Source organism: Salegentibacter profundi, assembly GCF_054121475.1.
The window spans coordinates 1-19,250 of record NZ_JBSYGG010000012.1; the positions used below are offsets into that span (position 1 = coordinate 1).

General features: G+C 39.1%; 14 protein-coding genes. 12 read left to right on the forward strand and 2 right to left on the reverse strand.

The features are described from left to right. The 8 genes from ACW6NC_RS13400 to ACW6NC_RS13435 all read left to right on the forward strand — a co-directional run. Window positions 1-222: transketolase C-terminal domain-containing protein (locus ACW6NC_RS13400; protein WP_457866751.1), on the forward strand; the 222-nt coding region annotated here is incomplete at its 5' end. A 10-nt stretch (window positions 223-232) separates the two neighbouring features. After that, window positions 233-1,519 carry a DUF4185 domain-containing protein gene (locus tag ACW6NC_RS13405; RefSeq protein WP_457866753.1) on the forward strand — a complete coding sequence of 429 codons (1,287 nt, stop codon included), beginning with the start codon at window positions 233-235 and terminating at the stop codon, window positions 1,517-1,519. Window positions 1,520-1,737: 218 nt separating this feature from the next. Further along, window positions 1,738-4,869 carry a SusC/RagA family TonB-linked outer membrane protein gene (locus ACW6NC_RS13410; protein ID WP_457866755.1) on the forward strand — a complete coding sequence of 1,044 codons (3,132 nt, stop codon included), beginning with the start codon at window positions 1,738-1,740 and terminating at the stop codon, window positions 4,867-4,869. Window positions 4,870-4,879: 10 nt separating this feature from the next. Next, complete coding sequence (locus ACW6NC_RS13415) at window positions 4,880-6,619, forward strand: RagB/SusD family nutrient uptake outer membrane protein (protein WP_457866757.1); 1,740 nt, start codon at window positions 4,880-4,882, stop codon at window positions 6,617-6,619. A gap of 87 nt (window positions 6,620-6,706) precedes the next feature. Further along, window positions 6,707-8,245, forward strand: a complete 1,539-nt coding sequence (locus ACW6NC_RS13420; RefSeq protein ID WP_457866759.1) for a sulfatase-like hydrolase/transferase — start codon at window positions 6,707-6,709, stop codon at window positions 8,243-8,245. 71 nt (window positions 8,246-8,316) lie between these two features. Next, the gene (locus ACW6NC_RS13425; RefSeq protein ID WP_457866760.1) at window positions 8,317-9,906 is read left to right on the forward strand and encodes a sulfatase-like hydrolase/transferase; all 1,590 of its coding nucleotides are present in this window, start codon (window positions 8,317-8,319) and stop codon (window positions 9,904-9,906) included. A 72-nt stretch (window positions 9,907-9,978) separates the two neighbouring features. Continuing rightward, window positions 9,979-11,196 (forward strand): glycoside hydrolase family 172 protein, encoded by a 1,218-nt coding sequence (locus ACW6NC_RS13430; protein WP_457866762.1) that lies wholly within the window; start codon window positions 9,979-9,981, stop codon window positions 11,194-11,196. Window positions 11,197-11,358: 162 nt separating this feature from the next. Continuing rightward, complete coding sequence (locus ACW6NC_RS13435) at window positions 11,359-13,398, forward strand: glycoside hydrolase family 172 protein (RefSeq protein WP_457866764.1); 2,040 nt, start codon at window positions 11,359-11,361, stop codon at window positions 13,396-13,398. A 170-nt stretch (window positions 13,399-13,568) separates the two neighbouring features. Here the strand turns inward: ACW6NC_RS13435 and ACW6NC_RS13440 are convergent, their stop codons facing one another. Then, on the reverse strand, window positions 13,569-14,789 hold the full coding sequence (locus tag ACW6NC_RS13440; RefSeq protein ID WP_457866766.1) for a patatin-like phospholipase family protein: 1,221 nt from the start codon (window positions 14,787-14,789) through the stop codon (window positions 13,569-13,571). Window positions 14,790-15,102: 313 nt separating this feature from the next. Here ACW6NC_RS13440 and ACW6NC_RS13445 point away from each other — a divergent pair, with 313 nt between their 5' ends. The 4 genes from ACW6NC_RS13445 (at window position 15,103) to ACW6NC_RS13460 (ending at window position 18,907) form a co-directional block, all read left to right on the forward strand. Continuing rightward, on the forward strand, window positions 15,103-15,771 hold the full coding sequence (locus tag ACW6NC_RS13445; RefSeq protein ID WP_457866767.1) for a C40 family peptidase: 669 nt from the start codon (window positions 15,103-15,105) through the stop codon (window positions 15,769-15,771). A gap of 35 nt (window positions 15,772-15,806) precedes the next feature. Continuing rightward, window positions 15,807-16,568, forward strand: coding sequence for a DUF5995 family protein (locus tag ACW6NC_RS13450; RefSeq protein ID WP_457866769.1), 762 nt, complete (start codon window positions 15,807-15,809; stop codon window positions 16,566-16,568). A 68-nt stretch (window positions 16,569-16,636) separates the two neighbouring features. Further along, on the forward strand, window positions 16,637-18,625 hold the full coding sequence (locus ACW6NC_RS13455; protein ID WP_457866770.1) for a DUF2779 domain-containing protein: 1,989 nt from the start codon (window positions 16,637-16,639) through the stop codon (window positions 18,623-18,625). 3 nt (window positions 18,626-18,628) lie between these two features. After that, entirely contained in the window at window positions 18,629-18,907 is a 279-nt protein-coding gene (locus tag ACW6NC_RS13460) for a hypothetical protein (protein WP_457866772.1), read from the forward strand. Window positions 18,908-18,982: 75 nt separating this feature from the next. Here ACW6NC_RS13460 and ACW6NC_RS13465 read toward each other — a convergent pair whose 3' ends face one another. Next, window positions 18,983-19,249 carry a Trm112 family protein gene (locus tag ACW6NC_RS13465; protein ID WP_457866774.1) on the reverse strand — a complete coding sequence of 89 codons (267 nt, stop codon included), beginning with the start codon at window positions 19,247-19,249 and terminating at the stop codon, window positions 18,983-18,985. Window position 19,250: the final 1 nt, after the last annotated feature.

Genomic DNA, 19,250 nt, shown 5'->3' on the forward strand with positions numbered 1-19,250 from the left:
AAAACCGGATGTGTGGTGAGCGCCGAAGAGCACAACTTCCTTGGAGGGCTTGGAGAAAGCGTAGCCCGCACCTTAGCAGAAAACCATCCAGTTCCGCAGGAATTTGTAGCTACCCAGGATACTTTTGGGGAAAGTGGTACCCCTGAGCAATTAATGGACAAATACGGACTTAATGCCGAGGCTATAATTAAAGCTACTGAAAAGTTACTAAAAAGGAAGTAAGAATATAAAGGTGGAGAATAAAGTAAACATATTTGACCTTCAAAAGACGGAAAGATTCCTATTAGGCTTCATTCTCCTGATTATTATTGTTTCATCCTGCACAAGGGATAATGATGTTGTTGAGAAGGTAAATGAAAATAAAAAAGAAGTAATCACCGGTAGTATTCCAGAGGTGGTTATGGCTGATGTGGAAATAACCAACCACGCCACAAAGATTGAGCAAATCGTGGGTGATATAGACCGACAACACAATGAGCATACCCGGAATCAAACATTTACTCGATATGGTTTAAGAGCTACCGATCTGGGAGTACCATTTCAATATGGGGATACAACTTTTATACTATTTGGAGATACTTGGGGCTCCAAAGGAGGTTTGCCTAATGTGATGGCGTTTACCGACGATTCTGACCCCGAAGATGGATTGTCTCTGGACTTTATTGAAGATGACGATGGTCTTTACCATTCATTACATATACCTGGAATCAGCCAAAAGGAATTCGAGGTTCCTACCGAAGGTGTGATGGTTAATGATCAAATGTATATCTATCACACTACGGACCACACTCCACAGGAGGTGATGGGAAGGTCTGTTTTAGCCAGGGCAAAAGATGATGGAGGGAAAACTTTTGAATACTTGTATAATTTTTCCACCAGGAAATTTATCAATATTTCTATTGTTCAGGATAATACATCAAACTGGGAGCTTTTGCCTGCGGAAAGCGAGGAAGACGGATTAATTATTTTTGGTACCGGCAAATACCGAGAAAGTCATGTTTATATGGCCTATCAACCTGCTGCTGAAATTGAGGATGCCAGTGCTATTCGTTATTTTGCGGGGATGGACGAGACCGGTAATCCACTCTGGGCTGAAGAGGAAGCGGCGGCCGTTCCAGTTTTTGGAATGGATAATCCTTGTGTAGGGGAATTTTCAGTATCCTATAATAAATTTATTGATAAATGGGTTATGCTTTATAATTGCAATAATCCAAGGGGAATTAATTTGCGGACAGCGGATACCCCCTGGGGATCCTGGTCTGAACCCCAAATAGTTTTCCACCCATGGGAAGATAAGGGCTATTGTAATTTTATGCATGTGAGTTGGCAGGAACAGAATTGCGATAACCTTCACGATCAGGGAAGGGAAAACGTATGGGGAGGAGAATACGGTCCCTATCAATTTGAACATTTTGCAACTGGAGGACAAGGGTATACTAGAATTTATTTTACGATGTCTACTTGGAATCCTTATACCGTAGTTTTGATGAAAATGGGTTTAAAAAATTCTTCCCAATGAATTCCAAATTTAATCGATTAAATCTTTGGATAAGAAAGATATATTATTAACTTTGGTGTTAAGAAAGTGTTATTTTTAAAAAAATCCTAAAAAATTTCGCTAATAAGTTAATCGTTTAATCTAGCAGTTTATTTTATAAGTTAATCGATTAATTAAACAGAAAAATTAATGCCAATCTAAACTTAAATAGATTCTATTAACATTTTAAACAATAGTTTATGCGAATAAATTTAAAAATGCAACAGCTTATAAGAAGCTTGCTCAGTAAAAGTTATCACAAAACGGTTATCATTACTAGTTTCGCACTTTTTTCTGTAATCTTTACCGTCTCAGGAAGTGATATTCAGCAAACCGTTTCTGGAAAGGTATCCGATGAGGATGGCATCCCTTTGCCCGGGGTAACGGTTCATATTGAAGGTACGAATACCGGGTCTACCACGGATATGGACGGAAAATTTTCAATTGAAGCCGAGGTTAATGATATTTTGATTTTTTCCTCCATTGGTTTCAAATCTCAACAGGTTACTGTTGATGAGCAAACCGATAATATTGAAATAGTTTTGATGGAGGATGTGTCAGAATTAGGAGAAGTCGTTGTTGTAGGATATGAAACGCAACGAAAAATTACTACTACCAGCGCTGTAAGTACGGTGGAAGGAGAGAAAATTAAAGATGTTCCTGTAGGAAATATTACTTCTGCTTTGGCTGGTCGGGTTCCAGGATTAAAAGTGATGAATCGTGGAGGGCAACCAGGTGCAGATGGTGCTTTTCTAAATATTAGGGGCTTTGGAGCACCCCTTATTTTGGTTGATGGAGTTCCACAGGATCCAGGTTATCTGGACCCTAATGAAATAGAGAGTATTAATGTTTTAAAAGATGCTTCGGCTTCAGTATATGGTGCCAGAGCAGGTAATGGTGTAGTTTTAGTAACCACCAAAAGAGGAGTCCAGGGCAAGCCTACTTTTAATTTTAGCTATTCATCCAGTATTTCTGCTCCAACTAAAATAGTAGAATTAGCTGATGCACCTCTTTATGCCCAATTAGCCAATGAAGCGGATCGAACAAATGGTGCAGAACCTACATTTTCTCCAGAGGCAATTGACAATTTTCGAAGAGGAGATGATCCGCGTTTTCCTAATACGGATTGGTGGGACCAGACTTTTAGAGAATGGGCACCAATGAATGATTTCAATATGAACGTTAGAGGTGGGAGTGAAGCTGTAAAGTATTTTCTATCGGCAGGCTATCTCAATCAACAAAGTATGTTGAGATCAGAAGATATAGAATTTGAAAGGTTTAGTTTCAGATCCAATTTAGACGCCCAAATTTCTGATAAATTTGAGGTCGGCTTTGATATAAGTGGAAGAAAAGAATATAGAAATTTACCAGGAAGGGGTATTGGGGTTATCATGACTGCTGTGCAAGCAGCTAAGCCAACACAACCTGCGTATTATCCGGATCCTGAAAAGCCTACGTACCCAGGGTACGATGCTGATTTCGCAAACCCTCTTCCAATCTCTGATAAGGACTATTCTGGTTATAGTCATCATAATTTTCAGTCTATTAGAGGAACTTTAACGATGAATTATGATTTGGTGGATTTTACAGATGGTTTAAATGCCGAATTAAAAATGGACTATCGAGCGATTGATAACTTCATTAAAGATTGGAGAACACCCTTTACTTACTATAATTATAATTATGATGAAGATACCTATCATGAGGCTACGGTATTTAATAAGGGTATGGTAAGCCTTAATCAGTCGGATATGAAAAATTGGTTAGCGTATGGATACCTAAAATTAAATTATAGAAAATCTTTCTCTGGCCATACTTTTACGGCCATGGCATTGGCAGAGGCTCTCTCCTCCAGGCAGGATTATTTCAATGCCTACCGTGAAGGATTTCTTACCCAAGAAATCGATCAACTTTTTGCAGGTAGCGATGAAAACAAAGATAATTACGGAAGTGCCCAGGAGGATGGAAGAATGGCTTATGTAGGTACTTTAGGCTATAATTTCCGTAATAAATATTTCGCAGATTTTATCTTCAGAGCCGATGGTTCCCCTCGATTTCATAAGGACAACAGATGGGGCTATTTTCCGGCTGTTTCCTTAGCCTGGCGACTCAGTGAAGAAAACTTCATAAAGGATAATTTTAATTCCTTGGAAAATTTGAAACTAAGAATGAGTTATGGACAGGCAGGGGACCAGGGAAATGCACGGTTTAACTATCTTACAGGTTACCAAATGGGCCGCTCCTACGTATTTAGCCAAAATGAAACCATTGAGAGAGGAATCGCTTCCAAAGGATTGGCGAATCCTTTAGCCCAGTGGGCGGAAACTACTACTTATAATATAGGATTAGACGGGAATTTCAACGAGAGCCAATTTTACTTTGAAGCAGATGCTTTTTACAGGCAAAAGAATGGGATTCTAGCCACCAGATTATTAGCTGTGCCAAGTACTTTTGGAGCTAATTTGCCTGAAGAAAATATTAATAGTCAGGATGACAGAGGTTTTGAGTTCCTTATTGGACACTCCAACTCTTTTGGTGATTTTACTTATGATGTGAGTACAAACTTCTCCTGGGCACGGACAAAATGGAGACATTTCGAAGAGCCTGAATTTGATACCGAAGAGGAAAGAAGGCGCAGACAATTAAGTGGACAGTGGACAAATAGATCATGGGGCTACGAGACTGATGGACTTTTTTCCACCCAGGAAGAAATTGACAACTGGGCAGATATAACAAATGGCGCTAATAATAATGTGATCAAGCCTGGGGACATAAAATATATTGATCAGAATGATGATGGGGTAATTAACTGGAAAGATGAGGTTCAATTAGGAAAAAGCGTTCAACCAGAAATTTTTTATGGGTTAAACCTCAATTTAGGCTATAAGAATTTTGGACTAACAGCCTTATTCCAAGGCGCCACAAATTTTTCAGTCTTCTATAGTGATCAATTCAAGGCTCCTTTCGGTGTAAATTTTGTGCCATTTGAATTTTGGAAAAATGCATGGACCACTGAAAACCCGGATCCACAGAGCCCTTTGCCTAGAATAAGATATGGGGATGAGTCTACTCATCCAAATGGCTATGGATCGGATTTTTGGATGGTTGAAAATGCATATTATTTACGGCTGAAAGATCTTCGGCTTAATTATACTTTTTCTGAATCTTTAGTACAAAAAATTGGCTTTAAAAGTATGAGAGTTTTTGTTCAGGGATACAACCTGGGAGTTATCACCAATGTGAGGCACCGAGACCCGGAATCGGATAACACCGCTGGTAGAAATTATCCACATCAGAAGACCCTGAGTATTGGTGCGAATGTAAAATTTTAAAAAACATCTTATGAAAAATCATAAATTAATCATTATTGCGATTTCCATCTTTAGTCTTTTTTCTTGTGAAGACCCATTAGAAAAGGCTCCTTTAGGCATTATTTCTGATGCTCAGGTCTGGAACGACGAGGCTCTTGCTGATGCGTACTTAACACATTTATATAGTGTCACTAATTTTAATGATGCATTAGGAGATTTTCAGTATAAAAATGTGGTAGTTACTGATGAAGCGAGAACTTGCTTTGGCTGGAGCGATCTTCTTAATGTCTACACCTTGGGAGTTATAAATCCTGATAATATAGGTAATAGATCAGCATATTTAGGATATTGGGCCTATAATGTGATGAGGGGTTATAATGAATTTCTTGAGAAAATTAATAATAGCAATTTACCCCCGGAGTTTATTGAACAACGTTCGGCAGAAGTAAGGTTTTTAAGAGCTTTTCATTATTATAATTTAGCGATGCGTTATGGAGGAGTTCCTTTAATCACAGAGCCTCAGGAAATTAATGATCCAGAGATTTTTGTAAGTAGAAATACTGAGTTGGAGGTTTATGAATTTATTTTAGGAGAACTTAATGATATTATTGAGATTTTACCTGAAAATAATGAGGGACAAAATTTTGCTCGAGCTAACAAATACGCTGCCCTGGCCCTCAAAAGTAGATCCATGTTATATGCAGCCAGTATTGCTAAAAATGGATCCATGCAGTTAGATGGAATATTAGGCGTCCCAAGTTCAGAAGCTTCCCGGTTTTTCCAAGAGTCATATAATGCCTCAAAAAAAATTATTGAAAGCGGAAGATATAGCTTGTTTAATAAATATCCTGACAACAAAGTACGTAACTATCAGTCCATCTTTATGGAAGAGAATCATAATGAGAGAATCTTCGTGAAAAAGTATGTAGGGGAGGATTATGGGAATGACTATGACTACTACAATCAACCATTATCTTACAAACCTTTTGTTGCTAGTGTTATTAACCCTACCTTAGAAATGGTAGATTCCTATGAATTTATTGATGGTTCACCTGGTTCTTCTATAAATTATGACCAGGAAATATCAACTTTGGAATTATATAAAGATAAAGACCCTCGTTTTCATGCCTCTATTTTGTATAATGAGGCACCATGGATAGATGATAGGATCGAAACCCATTATTTCTCTATTAATTCAGATATTAATTCTGATCCTAGAGATAATTCTCTTTCTGGTAGAGGAAAGGATGTTAATAATAATCCTTATGCAGGTGCCACTCAAACCGGTTTTTTTGTAAAAAAATATTTGCAGACCGAAAGAGACATACCCCTTGGAGGTTATACTGATACTGATTTCATAATTTTCCGATTAGGGGAGATCTATTTGAATCTTGGAGAGGCCGCCTTTGAGCTCGATAAACCGGATGAAGCTCTGCAAGCTATTAATATAATTAGGGAAAGAGCAGGAATGCCTGAACATACCGAAATCAGTACAGAAAAAATAAGAAATGAAAGAAAAATTGAATTGGCTTTTGAAGGTATTCGTTTTTGGGATGTGAGGAGATGGCGTACTGCTCATATTAAACTAAGTGGTGTTTTTCATAAATTAACAACCTATTATATTAGATCTCGTGACACTTACGGTTATTTAATTCAAAATGCTCAGGGTGATAGAGTACGAAAGTTTATGGAACACCATTATTACATGCCAATCCAAAGAAGTCATATGACTGAAAACCCGAATTTAATCCAAAATCCAGGGTATAATTAGGAGTAATAAAAAGTGTGTTTTAACTTTATTTCAATAGGTTTGGAAAAATTACGCAACAATAATAAGCTAGCCAGAAATTTAAATAGTATGAAAATCTTTCTGGCTGTGCTTTGCGTAATTGCTTTATCCGGTGACCTCAAAGCACAAAATCACGAACAAACTCCACCGAATGTAATTGTGATTAATGCCGATGATGTAGGTTACGGAGATGTTGGTGTATATGGAGCTTCTAAAGTAAAAACACCGAATATAGATCAACTTGCACATCAAGGGCGCAGGTTTAACGATTTTCATTCCGCTTCGGCAGTATGTTCACCTTCACGTTATGCGCTTCTTACAGGAGAGTATCCTGCACGAAAAGATTTTTTTAAAGCAATCTTTCTGAAAAACCCTTTAACTATAGATACTGAAAAAGTTACCGTGGCAGATATTATGAAAGAGGCAGGCTATGCCACGGCGGTTATTGGGAAATGGCATCTAGGTTTTGGGAATGAAAGACCTGTAAATTGGAACAGGGAACTTAAACCTGGTCCGCTTGAATTAGGTTTTGATTATTATTATGGAGTACCTGTGCTTAACAGCCACCCCCCTTTCGTCTATGTTGAAAATTATAAAGTACTAGGCCTAACTTCCGATGATCCTATGGTTTATGATGAAAATGCAGAAACCCGCTGGTTTCCTGAAAAATGGGATATGGACGCGATTGGTGGAGGAAGGAAAGCCCATAATTTATATGATGATCGAAGTGTAGGTACCAACCTAAAAAATAAAGCGGTAGAATTTATAGAAGAAAAAAAGGACGAAGCATTCTTCCTTTATTTTGCTACCACTAATATTCATCATCCTTTTACCCCGGCTTCCCGATTTATTGGTACAAGTGATGCTGGACGTTATGGAGATTTTATGCATGAGCTTGACTGGATCGTTGGGGAAATAATGAAAACTCTGGATCAGGAGGGACTTGCGGATAATACTATTCTTATTTTTACCAGTGATAATGGTGGTATGCTTAACTACGGGGGACAAGATGCTTATAGAGCTGGTCACAAGTTAAATGCTGATCTTCTGGGATTTAAATTTGATGCCTGGGAAGGGGGACACCGAGTTCCCTTTATAGTTCGTTGGCCGGGGAAAATCCCTGCTGGAAGCATTTCCAATGAATTAGCCTCAAATGTTGATATCTTTGCTACTCTTGCTGCTCTGACAAAAAGGAAACTTCGAAAAGGGGAAGGAAATGATAGTTTTAATCTCTTACCTGCTCTCATTGATTCTCCTGAAAAGCCTATTAGAGATCATCTTTTAATGAGTTCTGCCACACCTCACAATTTTGCTTATCGTAAAGGGGACTGGGTATATATCAATGGGCAAGGAGGTGGAGGCTTTGGACCTAGAAAAGAAGGAGGTAGAAGTGGTTTTGGAGGCCCTTCAGCACTTTTATTCGCTGATCAAAAGAACAGTGATATAGAAAAGGGAAAAATCAAAAAAGATGCACCTCCAGCTCAATTATATAATCTTAAAGTGGATCCCTCACAAGAGAAAAATGTTTTTCGAGAATATCCAGATGTTGTAAAGCAATTGAAAAGGGAACTGGAGGAAATAAAAAATTTGGAGCGCACGCGCCCCTAAATATTCTAGGGAAGAGGGGATCTAATCCTTAAAATTCTTTACGGATATAAACTATAGAATGGAATTAAATTATGAAACCAAATAGATCAATTAAACTAGGATTTATACAGGCTACAGCGAGGCTAACGTACCTTCTCTCTTGCATAGCGCTAATCATGGCAGGAAATGGTTTATACGCTCAAAATTCCAAGCAAGGACAAAAACCCAATGTAATTATTATTAATGCAGATGACGTGGGCTATGGAGATATAGGGGTTTATGGTGCTACGAAAGTAAGGACCCCAAAAATTGATGAACTTGCTAATGAAGGCCGGAGGTTTACCGATTTTCATTCTGCATCAGCGGTGTGTTCACCATCTCGTTATGCCTTACTTACCGGAGAATATCCTGACCGAATCAACTTTTCTAATCCAATTTTCTTAAAAACTCCTTTAAAGGTGGATACCTCTAAAGTGACGGTAGCCGATATTATGAAGGAAGCTGGGTATGCGACAGGGATAGTAGGGAAATGGCATTTAGGCTTTGGCAAGGAAACGCCAATAGACTGGAATAAAGATTTAAAACCAGGACCACTGGAACTGGGATTTGATTATTATTACGGTGTCCCCGTGCTTAATAGTCATCCCCCTTTTGTGTATGTGGAGAACCATAAGGTTGTTGGGTTAACTTCCGAGGATCCTATGGTCTACGACAAACATGCGGAAACTCGCTGGTTTCCGGAAAAAATGGATATGGACGCCATAGGTGGGGGAAGAGCTGCCCACGATCTATACGATGACCGTAGGGTTGGAACACATTTAAAAAATAAAGCCCAGGATTTTATCAGGAATCATAAAGAGAAACCGTTCTTTCTTTATTTCGCAACCACCAATATACATCATCCATTCACACCGGCCCCACGATTTATTGGAACGAGCGAAGCGGGGCGATATGGTGACTTTATGCATGAACTTGATTGGATGGTAGGAGAAATAATGCAAACTCTGGATGAAGAGGGGCTGGCAGAGAATACCATATTAATATTTACCAGTGATAATGGAGGTATGCTCAACCAGGGAGGGCAAGACGCCTATAGTGCGGGGCATCGACAGAATGCTGATCTTCTTGGTTTTAAATTTGATTCCTGGGAAGGGGGCCATCGCGTTCCTTTCATTATTCGCTGGCCTGGTAAAGTACCTGCGGGTAGCGTTTCCAATGAATTATCATCAAATGTTGATTTTCTTGCTACTCTTGCTTCCCTTACCAACAGGAAATTACAAGAGGGAGAAGGAATAGATAGTTATAATATTTTACCTGCTCTTACCAGTGATCCATCCAAACCAATCAGGGATCATTTGGTTATTGCTTCATCAAACCTACAGAATGTGGCTTTAAGAAAAGGAGACTGGGTATATATTAACGCGCAGGGAGGGGGTGGTTTTAACGCTAAAAAAGTAGGAGCACATACTTTTGGAGGTCCTGCTGCTTTTCCATTTACCGGTCAAAAGAACAGTGATATCGAAGATGGAAAGATCATTGAAAACGCCCCTCCTGGTCAGCTTTATAACTTAAGTGAAGATCCTTCACAAGCTAAAAATGTTTTTCGGGAATATCCTGAAATTGTTAAAAAAATGGAGCAGGAACTACGTGAGTTAAGACAATCCGAACAAACCAGGCCATAACCAAAGCTTTTAAACGATTGATCACCCGAGTTTTAAATAAAGTTTAAAGATTATTTAATGAAAAATTTTCTTATGAGTTTGAAATTAAAAAGCAGATCATTGCGTCTTTTTCTGGTCTTGGTAATTGTTGGTTGCTTTCCAATGATTTCGCAAGAATTATATGAAATGCCAGAGGAAAAGGTGTTTACAAGATGGACAAGCTTTGAAAACCAGGACGGTCTAAAGGGAGCTGGTGCTAAGGAAAATCAAGGTGCAAAAGGCCATGCTTTTGATCGAATTCCGGCTGGAGAAGGTGTGGATCTCGTTAATATCACGGGGAGTGGGGTGATCAATAGGATCTGGCTTACCGTGAATGACCGCAGTCCGGAAATGCTAAGGTCCTTAAAAATTGAAATGTATTGGGATGGCCGAGAAAAACCTGCTGTCTCTGTTCCGCTTGGGGATTTTTTTGGTGTTGGCCTCGGGAGGCGTGTGGCCTTCGAAAGCACGTTTTTTACCGATCCCGAAGGACGATCTTTTAATTGTTTTATTCCTATGCCTTTTAAAGAAGGAGCCAGAATAAGTATCGTAAATGAATCGGAAAAAGATCTCAATGCGCTCTTTTATGAGGTAAACCTTGTTAAGGTGGATCATAAGGAAGAAGATGTACTCTATTTTCATGCTTACTGGAATAGGGAATTAGAAACAGTATTAAGCGATGATTTTGAGATCCTTCCCAGAGTAGCGGGTAAGGGGCGATTTCTAGGAACTAATATAGGAGTGCTGACAAATCCAAAATATGAAGAAACATGGTGGGGAGAAGGAGAAGTGAAAATTTATTTAGATAAAGATTCAAAATTTCCAACTTTAGTTGGATCAGGAACTGAAGATTATATTGGTACGGCTTGGGGACAGGGCACTTTTGACCATTTATACCAGGGGTCCTTAATTGCAGATAAAGAAGAAGGAGCATTTGCTTTTTATCGCTATCATATTACAGACCCTGTGTATTTTTATAATGATATTAAAGTGGACATTCAACAGATTGGTGGAGCTCCTAAAGAAAAAGTTAGAGAACTGTTGGCTAAAGGAGCCGAATTAGTTCCGGTAACAGTTGATCATTCACCCCATTTTACCAAACTTTTGGAAATGGATACACCTCCCAAGATCAATCAGGCCGAATTCCCGGATGGATGGACAAATTTTTATCGGAAGGATGATGTCTCTGCTACGGCATATTTTTACTTGAATAAACCTGAAAATAACCTACCTGAAATCCAGGATGTAAATATAAGGGTCAATAAGTTATAAGGAAGGCAATATCTACTGGTAAAAGGGAATATTAATATTTTTGCTATTGATTTTAATCGATTAAATTAGCAATTTAAAATACACTAAATTTAAAAATACGTGAATTACCTTGGTCAGACTCTAAACTCTTAACCGGGTAAAAAATAATAACAGATAATAATTATGAAACAAATTGGCATTTTATTTTTACTTTTTCTTACGGTTTCCTGTGGAAAAGAGAACAAGAGTATTAGCTATCCCGACCTGGTAAATAAATTACTAGACCTGAAAACATTAGCAGAGCTTCCTGAACCGGGAGAAGAAAGTGCCATGTGGTCCAGTTATGATCGGAAAAGTAAAATTGATTCAGTAACTGGAGAATATGTTGATTGGGAAGCCAATAACGATGGATTACGACCACAATATATACGCAAAGAAGGTGATAATGAAGTTTTAGCCGAGATGGAGGGACCTGGTGCAATTGTGCGTATCTGGTCTGCGAGCCCAAGGGAAGGGAAAGTAAAAATATTTGTTGATGGTCAGGAAGAACCCATTGTGGATCTACCATTCATCGATTATTTTAAACCCAGTATTCCCGCCTTTGATTTTCCAGAACTAGTTTATGAGACTAATGCCAGGGGATTTAATAACTATGTGCCCATTACCTATCAAAAATCGCTGAAGATCGTAGCAGAACCAGGATGGGGTCAATATTATCATTTTAATTACATCAGTTTTCCAGAGGGTACTGAAGTAGAGGCTTTTGAGCCCAAACTCAATGCCAACAATTTGGCTGCTCTGGATAAGGTTAATACTTTCTTTGCCGATAAAATGGGTGAATCTCCTTATGGCTCAGAAAATCCGACGGATAAAATAAGTAAAAAGGTTTCTTCAAAGGAAGAGAAGCAGGTCTATAAACTCAATGATGCCGGGGCTATTTCCTCTTTGAAAGCAAGAGTTAAGGTTAAAGATAGTGCCAGAATGGAGGAAATATTACGAAAAGTAGTTCTGAAAATAAAGTGGGATGGAGAAGAGGAAGCCGCCGTTTGGTCACCTCTGGGAGACTTTTTTGGAACCTCACCCGGTTGGAATGAATACAGGACGCTTCCTATGGGGATGACGAAAAATTGGATGTATAGTTATTGGTATATGCCTTATTCCGATGGTGCTGAGATTCTGATTCATAATGAGTATGAGAAAGACCTGGAAATTGAAATGGAGATTGCTTACGAGCCTTTAGAAGAAGTCAAAGATATGGGGAGGTTTCATGCCAAATGGCACCGTGATCTGGAGCCCTTAGATGAAGAGCGTTGGCCTGATTGGACACTTTTAGAAACCGAAGGAAGAGGAAGATTCGTAGGCACGCATTTAAATGTTTGGAGTCCCAAAGGAGGAAGTTGTAGCCTTGGAGGCCCTGGTCAACATTGGTGGGGAGAAGGTGACGAAAAATTCTTTATCGATGGAGAAGAATTTCCTTCAACATTTGGTACCGGTACTGAAGACTATTTTGGTTATGCCTGGTGTATTCCCTCCGTATTTGAACATGCTTTTCATAGTCAGACTCAGGATAATGACAATATGGGATATCAACCCATGAATCGTTGGCATATTATTGATAATATTCCTTTTCAGAAATCTTTTGAAGGTTATTTGGAAAAGTATTTTCCTAATCATTGGCCAACGCAGTATGCTACTGTGGTATATTGGTATCTTGAGCCAGGAGGAAAAGACCCTTTAACCTCGGTTCCAGTGGAAGAGCGGTATGGTTACGAAACGCCTTTTGATGTTTATAGAGAAGACAATGTAGTAGAAGGAGAAAATTTGAAAATTCAAGAAAATACTGGTGGTTGGGGTTCCGATATTTGGACTCATGAAGATCTATTCAAAGAAGTGAGCGGGCATAAAATTCTCGTTTGGAATGCCCATCCTGATAAAGAGAATATCTTAACAACCAGTTTCGAATGGCCAGAAGACGGGAATTATATCCTTAGAGCGGGTATCGTTAAATCCAAACAGGGAGGAGAATTTAGTTTGAAACTAAATAACAATGAATTGAGCGATATCGACTTTGGAACAAACAGTGAAGATAATATTCCTGAATCCATTGCACTAGGAAGGGTTAATATTGAAGCTGGAATCCAGACTTTGACTGTTAAATGGAATGGAGAAAAAGGAGAAGGAAATAATCTAAGGTTAGATTATATTAAATTCGAAAAACAATAATTATTGATCCGGTAAAGCGGTTAGGTTTTCAATGCGGGGTTTGGCTTTATAAAGTCAAACCCTTTTTCTTATACGAAATAGTAACCGAAATAGGCTATGCAAGGTAAAGAAAACCTTAAATGCAGTAGTTTATGAGGCACTGCAAAAACCCTAAGTCTCCTCAATTAAAATCAGGGCTTCGCTCTAATTTCCTTATAAGCCTCCCAATCAAATGATTTCAAAAATTCAAGAGCTTTTTGGGCTCCCAGGATAAATAGATCTAATTGCCTCTGATCAGACATTCCGAAGTTGAGCCAGTTATATTCTTCGTCCGCATCGATACGGCAGATTAATTTTTCGTAGTCAGGATTTTTTAGTATGAAATCGTAATCATGTATTTGCCGCATGGTGCTTATCATTGCACCGCAATACCCAAAGGTATTGTCTGTTATTGAATATGACTCTCTATAGGTACTTAACCTGACCCCAAAGGTGGGGCGTGAAGGTTTCCCATTTGGAATGTGGAAAGTATTAATGGGGAAGTTGGATAACATCCCTCCGTCGACAAACCTGACTTTTTGGGGAACAGGACCGCTGTAGCTTACATGTTTCTCCCAATTACCGTCCTCACTTTTTCCGGCATTAGGAATATTCTTTACCGTAAAGGGATAGAAAAAGAAAGGTATTGACATGGAAGCTCGAACAAATTTTGCGGGTTGAAGGTTCTCTGTCTCTGCCCAGTAGAGCTCCCTCATTTTCGGAAATTCTACTTTACTATGAGTAGAAATTTCAGAGGTTATAATGGCTAAGCCTGGCTTTTTAAATTCATAATTGGAATTCCGTAAATTGGTGAGTTTTGGTATTTGGGTCCGTCGGTGGTCCAGGTCAGCAAAATTATGAATGCCGTATTTCTCCAAATATTGTGTAAGCCATTTCTCAAAATGATCTCCAGGATTAATACCTAATTTATATTTTAAAAGCTTAAAGATCTTAGAGGCGTTCCATACAACATTCCAGAAGATACTTCCTCCATTTTCTATTTTTTTCTGTATGAGTCTTTTAATTCCAGATGGCCCGTCAACAAAATCAAAAAAGTTCTTTTCCCCGATAATCTCTATTATTTTCTCAGCGGTCGGTTCGCCGGGTTTTCCTATTCCCGCCATTAAGATGGTATTGATTGAACCTGCTGAGGTGCCTGCAAGGCTGTAAAATCGAATTCCTGCATTTTCAAGGATATAGGTGTAACCAACAAGGGCTATGCCCAAAACTCCGCCACCTTCTTGTACAAGGTCAACATACTGATTACCCTGGTCATCGACCACATCTGAAAAGAATTTTCCTGATTTTTTTATTTCCTGTGCCTGTAATTTTAAATCCTGGACCTGGGGATTTTCTATAAACCTATTGGCCATCTTCTCTTTTTTTACCAATTTACTTTTAAATTCCAGAAGAAAAAAAGGGGCATTTTCCCCTTTCTGTAAGTATTTTTTTGAAATAGTTTAGTCAGGAATTACTTTTCGTCATGTACACTCTGAATTTAATTGATCTCAAAAAGAGGCTAAACGGTTTGGTTCCTTACAGCCCTTTTTTGAATATCAGGTCCATCGTTTTGTAAGGGGAGGGAAGACCGTGGTTCACGAACATATTTTCGGATCCGATAGGAATAGCAAAAAATCCCCTTCTTCTAATTAGAATAAATAACCAAAAATTTATAACCAATCAATTATGAAAAATTTATTAGCTATCGCTAGCGCTGAAATAGGAGTAAAGGAAATCTCAGGGGCTAAATCCAATGAGAAGATATTAAGTTATGCCAAAGATTGTGGGTTTAAGGGGTATACTTCGGATGAAACTGCCTGGTGTAGTTTATTTATCAATTGGGTTGCTCACCAAGCTGGAATGAAACGTAGTAATAGCCTGGCTGCAAGGTCGTGGTTATTGCACGGAGTAGCTATCAATCATCCTGAACCAGGAGATATTGTGGTATTCTGGAGGGAAAGCCTGGAATCCTGGAAAGGGCATGTAGGTGTTTTTATGGGTTTTTCCAAAAACGGGTCTCGTATTTATTGTCTTGGTGGCAACCAGGGCAACCAGGTCTCTGTAACTGCTTACCCAACCGATCAGTTACTTGGATTCAGAAGATTAGTGCCCATAGCTAAAATAAGTTTTAGCAAGAAAATACTCAAGAGAGGAGATACCGGTGAGGATGTCGTAAACCTTCAGGATGCCTTGAAGATCCTAGATTTCGATTGCGGAACCTCGGATGGTAAATTTGGCCCTATGACCGAAAGAGCCCTTAAGGAATTCCAGGCCACTAATATGGATCTGGCAGTCACTGGAATCTTTGATAAGGACAGCCGTGAAAATATGGCTGACGTTCTAAATTCAGATTAATCCTATTTTTGGGAATTAAACGAACCGGTTTTTTTATGCAGAATATCGAACAGGTATTAGAAAGCCTAAACCAAATCATTGAAGAGACAGAAAAAGAGAATAGTGTCCTGGGGTACTTCGCTGTATTATACCATCGGGTAACCTGGAAGGTAAAAGAGGGATTGGAAACGGGTTATTTCGATGACCCTAAGCGAATGGAAAAACTCGATGTGGTTTTTGCGGAAAGGTATATCGATGCTTATTATAATTATAAAGAAAACTTACCGGTAACAAAATCCTGGCAGCGAGCCTTTGAGCTCGCTTCTAATTTCTGGCCTATTACTTTTCAGCATTTATTAATAGGAATGAATGCTCATATAAACCTTGACCTGGGAATCGCTGCTGCGAAAATTTCTGAGGGAAGAAGTATTGAGGAATTAGGTGATGATTTTTACAGAATTAACAGGATCCTGGCGAATCTTGTGGATGAGGTCCAGCATAACTTGGCCACTATCTGGCCTCCGTTGCGCTATATACTAAAGCACAGCGGTCAGCTGGATAATCTGATGACAGATTTTAGTATGCAATTGGCTCGAGATGGGGCCTGGCGGTTTGCTCAGGTTTTACATAAACCAGGAGGGAAAACCTATGAAGAATGTATAATGGAAAGAGATATTGCCGTGGCGAAAGTGGCAGATATTATCACAAACCATAGACCCAGGATACAATTATTGCTTGGACTGATAAGACTAGGAGAATTAGGTTCTGTCCGGAACAAAATTCAAAAATTCAAAACCAGGGCTAACCGGGGAGTTTAACAAATAATCATTTCATATATAAAGCTTAAGGGATTCCCAGACACCTATTATATTAAATCGTATTTTTATTGACCAAAACCGCAGATCATTTGAAATCTCCCCGCTATCTTACTAAATCTCGATTTAAACTTGCCCTGGACTGTCCAACTAAACTCTACTACACCGGGAAACCTCAGTACGAAAACGCTGCTGATACCAATAGTTTTCTAGAGCAACTGGCCAAGGGAGGATTCCAGGTAGAAGAACTGGCGCGGATGGAGCATCCCGGCGGAATAGCACTTCTGGGAGATGATTATGATTATCAGAAGCTGGCGGATGAAACCCGAAAGCTCTTGGCCCGTGAAGAAGTAACTATTTTTGAACCGGCCTTTCTGATTGACGGACTTTTTATAAGGGTGGATATTCTGGTTAAAAAAGGGAATAAGCTGCGTTTGCTGGAGGTGAAGGCAAAATCTGTTTCAGCAGAGCAGCATGATTCTTATCTCAATTCAAAAGCAAATAAATTACAAGGAGGAATTGATCATTACCTGTATGATGTGGCTTTTCAGAAATTTGTGTTACAGGCTTGTTATCCTCAATGGGAGATTTCCAGTTTCCTGAAGCTGGTCATTAAGGATGCGGTTGCCTCTATAGATGGGCTTCACCAGAGTTTTAAAGTCATAGCCGATTCTAACCTCAGGACAGGTATTGAAAAGAAACCTGGTCTTACCCGGGAAGACCTGGGAGATTCCATTCTCTGTGAGATAAATATTGATGCTGAAGTAAACCTGATCCTTAAACATAACCCATTGGATGAGCGCTTGAGCTTTGAAGAAATGATAAACCTATTCCGGGATAATTATCGACAGGACAACAAGATATTTATGGGGATAGGCGCCCATTGCAAGGGATGTGAGTTTGAAGCAAACCAAACCTCGGAAAAGAAAAGCGGTTTCCACGAATGCTGGGCAGGGCAGTTGCAGCTTCCGGAAACAGAAATCGATGAACCTAAGATTTATGATGTGTGGAACAATCCGGCAAAAAAGCTTTTGGAAGAAGGGAAATTTTTCATGAAGGAAATTTCAGAAGGAGATTTTGCGGTAAAACCGGAAGCCGGAAAACTAAGCAGGACTGAGCGACAATGGCTACAGGTTGAGAAAACGATTCAAAATGATAATACACCCTATTTTGATCTGGAGAACCTGAAAGCAGAACTGGATAGCTGGAAGTTTCCCTTAAATTTTATCGATTTTGAAACCACCGCCGTGGCGCTTCCTTTTTTTAGAGGTATGCGGCCATATGAGCAACTCGCATTCCAGTTTAGCCATCATATAGTTCATCAGGATGGCAGGGTAGAGCATTTTAACGAATACCTGAATACAGATCCTGGGAACTATCCAAATTTCGAATTTATCCGCGCCTTGAAACAGTCTCTCGGAAGTAATGATGGAAGTATTTTTAGGTATCACAATCATGAGAACACTATTGTAAATGTGATCTATAATCAGCTTCGTGGTTCTCAGGAACCAGACAGGGAAGAACTCTTGGACTTCATTGAAAGTATTAGCCATTCTACAAGGAAAAATGCAGAGAAGTGGTGCGGGGAACGCGACATGATTGACCTTCAACAAACAGTAGTCAAATATTATTATGATCCGGAGACAGGTGGCTCGAATTCCATAAAAGATATTTTACCAGCTGTTTTACATTCCAGTACTTTTTTGCAGAAAAAGTATCAAAAACCCCTGGCAGAAATTGAAGTAAGCAGCAGAAACTTTGACCCCGATCATATTTTCCTCAGGTTGGAAGACGGAGAAGTGATTAGCCCGTATAAAGCATTGCCTCCTGTGTTTGACCATTGGGATAGTGAAAAGCTGGAGCAGATCGCCAACAGTATACCCGAGATCGCCGATGGGGGAGCAGCCCTTTTTGCCTATCAGAAGCTTCAGTTCTCGGATTTATCCGATGGTGAAAGAGAAGCTATAAATGAAGCCCTTCTTCGCTACTGTGAGTTGGATACCCTTGCGATGGTGATGATCTATGAATATTTTAGAGAAGTTTGTAAATCAAAATTTTGAACTATGTCCAGAATTATTAATCTCAACGGGAATGCCGTGGAACTTTCAAAAGTTAAGTCAATTTCTGTTAATGAATATTTTGGGGTTGAACCTAAAACAAATCAGGTGAAAATCGAATTCAATGCCCGGAAAGAGTATGTTTTTAATCCCGGCTTAAAAGAATGGGTACCGGAGATTTTTAATGACGTGCTGCTGGTGGACTACCCAAATGGTCAGGAAGCAGTAGAAAATTATTATCAAATTATGGAGATCTGGGAAGAAGCACTGCAGGAAAAAGACTAATCTCTTAAATTCGAGATTGACCCTATATATCAGAATTTGCCATTCCTATCTCTTTTGGAAAATATAAGGACTGCCTTATTCTTTCAATTTAAAGTTCTCGACAGACTTTCCTTTTAGATGCTTTTCCCAATGTTCCAGAAGGGGTTTTTCCAATTCATGTTCTCTGTATTCGTCTGGATTCATAATTGGTATTCCCTTCACAATAGGATAAATCCTCTTACATTTTTCACAGGTGAGAAATCCCTCCAAGATGTTCTCTCCTATATCTTGAGTGATAGTGGTTAACTGCACATCGTTTTTATCAAAAGGGCAGCAAAGTTTTTCTATGGTTTTTAATCTCATT

Coding starts and splice junctions, on each gene's coding strand:
- ACW6NC_RS13420 (WP_457866759.1), top strand. CDS start 6,707: ATGAAAATCTTTCTGGCTGTGCTTTGCGTAATTGCTTTATCCGGTGAC.
- ACW6NC_RS13410 (WP_457866755.1), top strand. CDS start 1,738: ATGCGAATAAATTTAAAAATGCAACAGCTTATAAGAAGCTTGCTCAGT.
- ACW6NC_RS13435 (WP_457866764.1), top strand. CDS start 11,359: ATGAAACAAATTGGCATTTTATTTTTACTTTTTCTTACGGTTTCCTGT.
- ACW6NC_RS13445 (WP_457866767.1), top strand. CDS start 15,103: ATGAAAAATTTATTAGCTATCGCTAGCGCTGAAATAGGAGTAAAGGAA.
- ACW6NC_RS13425 (WP_457866760.1), top strand. CDS start 8,317: ATGAAACCAAATAGATCAATTAAACTAGGATTTATACAGGCTACAGCG.
- ACW6NC_RS13460 (WP_457866772.1), top strand. CDS start 18,629: ATGTCCAGAATTATTAATCTCAACGGGAATGCCGTGGAACTTTCAAAA.
- ACW6NC_RS13465 (WP_457866774.1), bottom strand. CDS start 19,249: ATGAGATTAAAAACCATAGAAAAACTTTGCTGCCCTTTTGATAAAAAC.
- ACW6NC_RS13440 (WP_457866766.1), bottom strand. CDS start 14,789: ATGGCCAATAGGTTTATAGAAAATCCCCAGGTCCAGGATTTAAAATTA.
- ACW6NC_RS13450 (WP_457866769.1), top strand. CDS start 15,807: ATGCAGAATATCGAACAGGTATTAGAAAGCCTAAACCAAATCATTGAA.
- ACW6NC_RS13415 (WP_457866757.1), top strand. CDS start 4,880: ATGAAAAATCATAAATTAATCATTATTGCGATTTCCATCTTTAGTCTT.
- ACW6NC_RS13430 (WP_457866762.1), top strand. CDS start 9,979: ATGAGTTTGAAATTAAAAAGCAGATCATTGCGTCTTTTTCTGGTCTTG.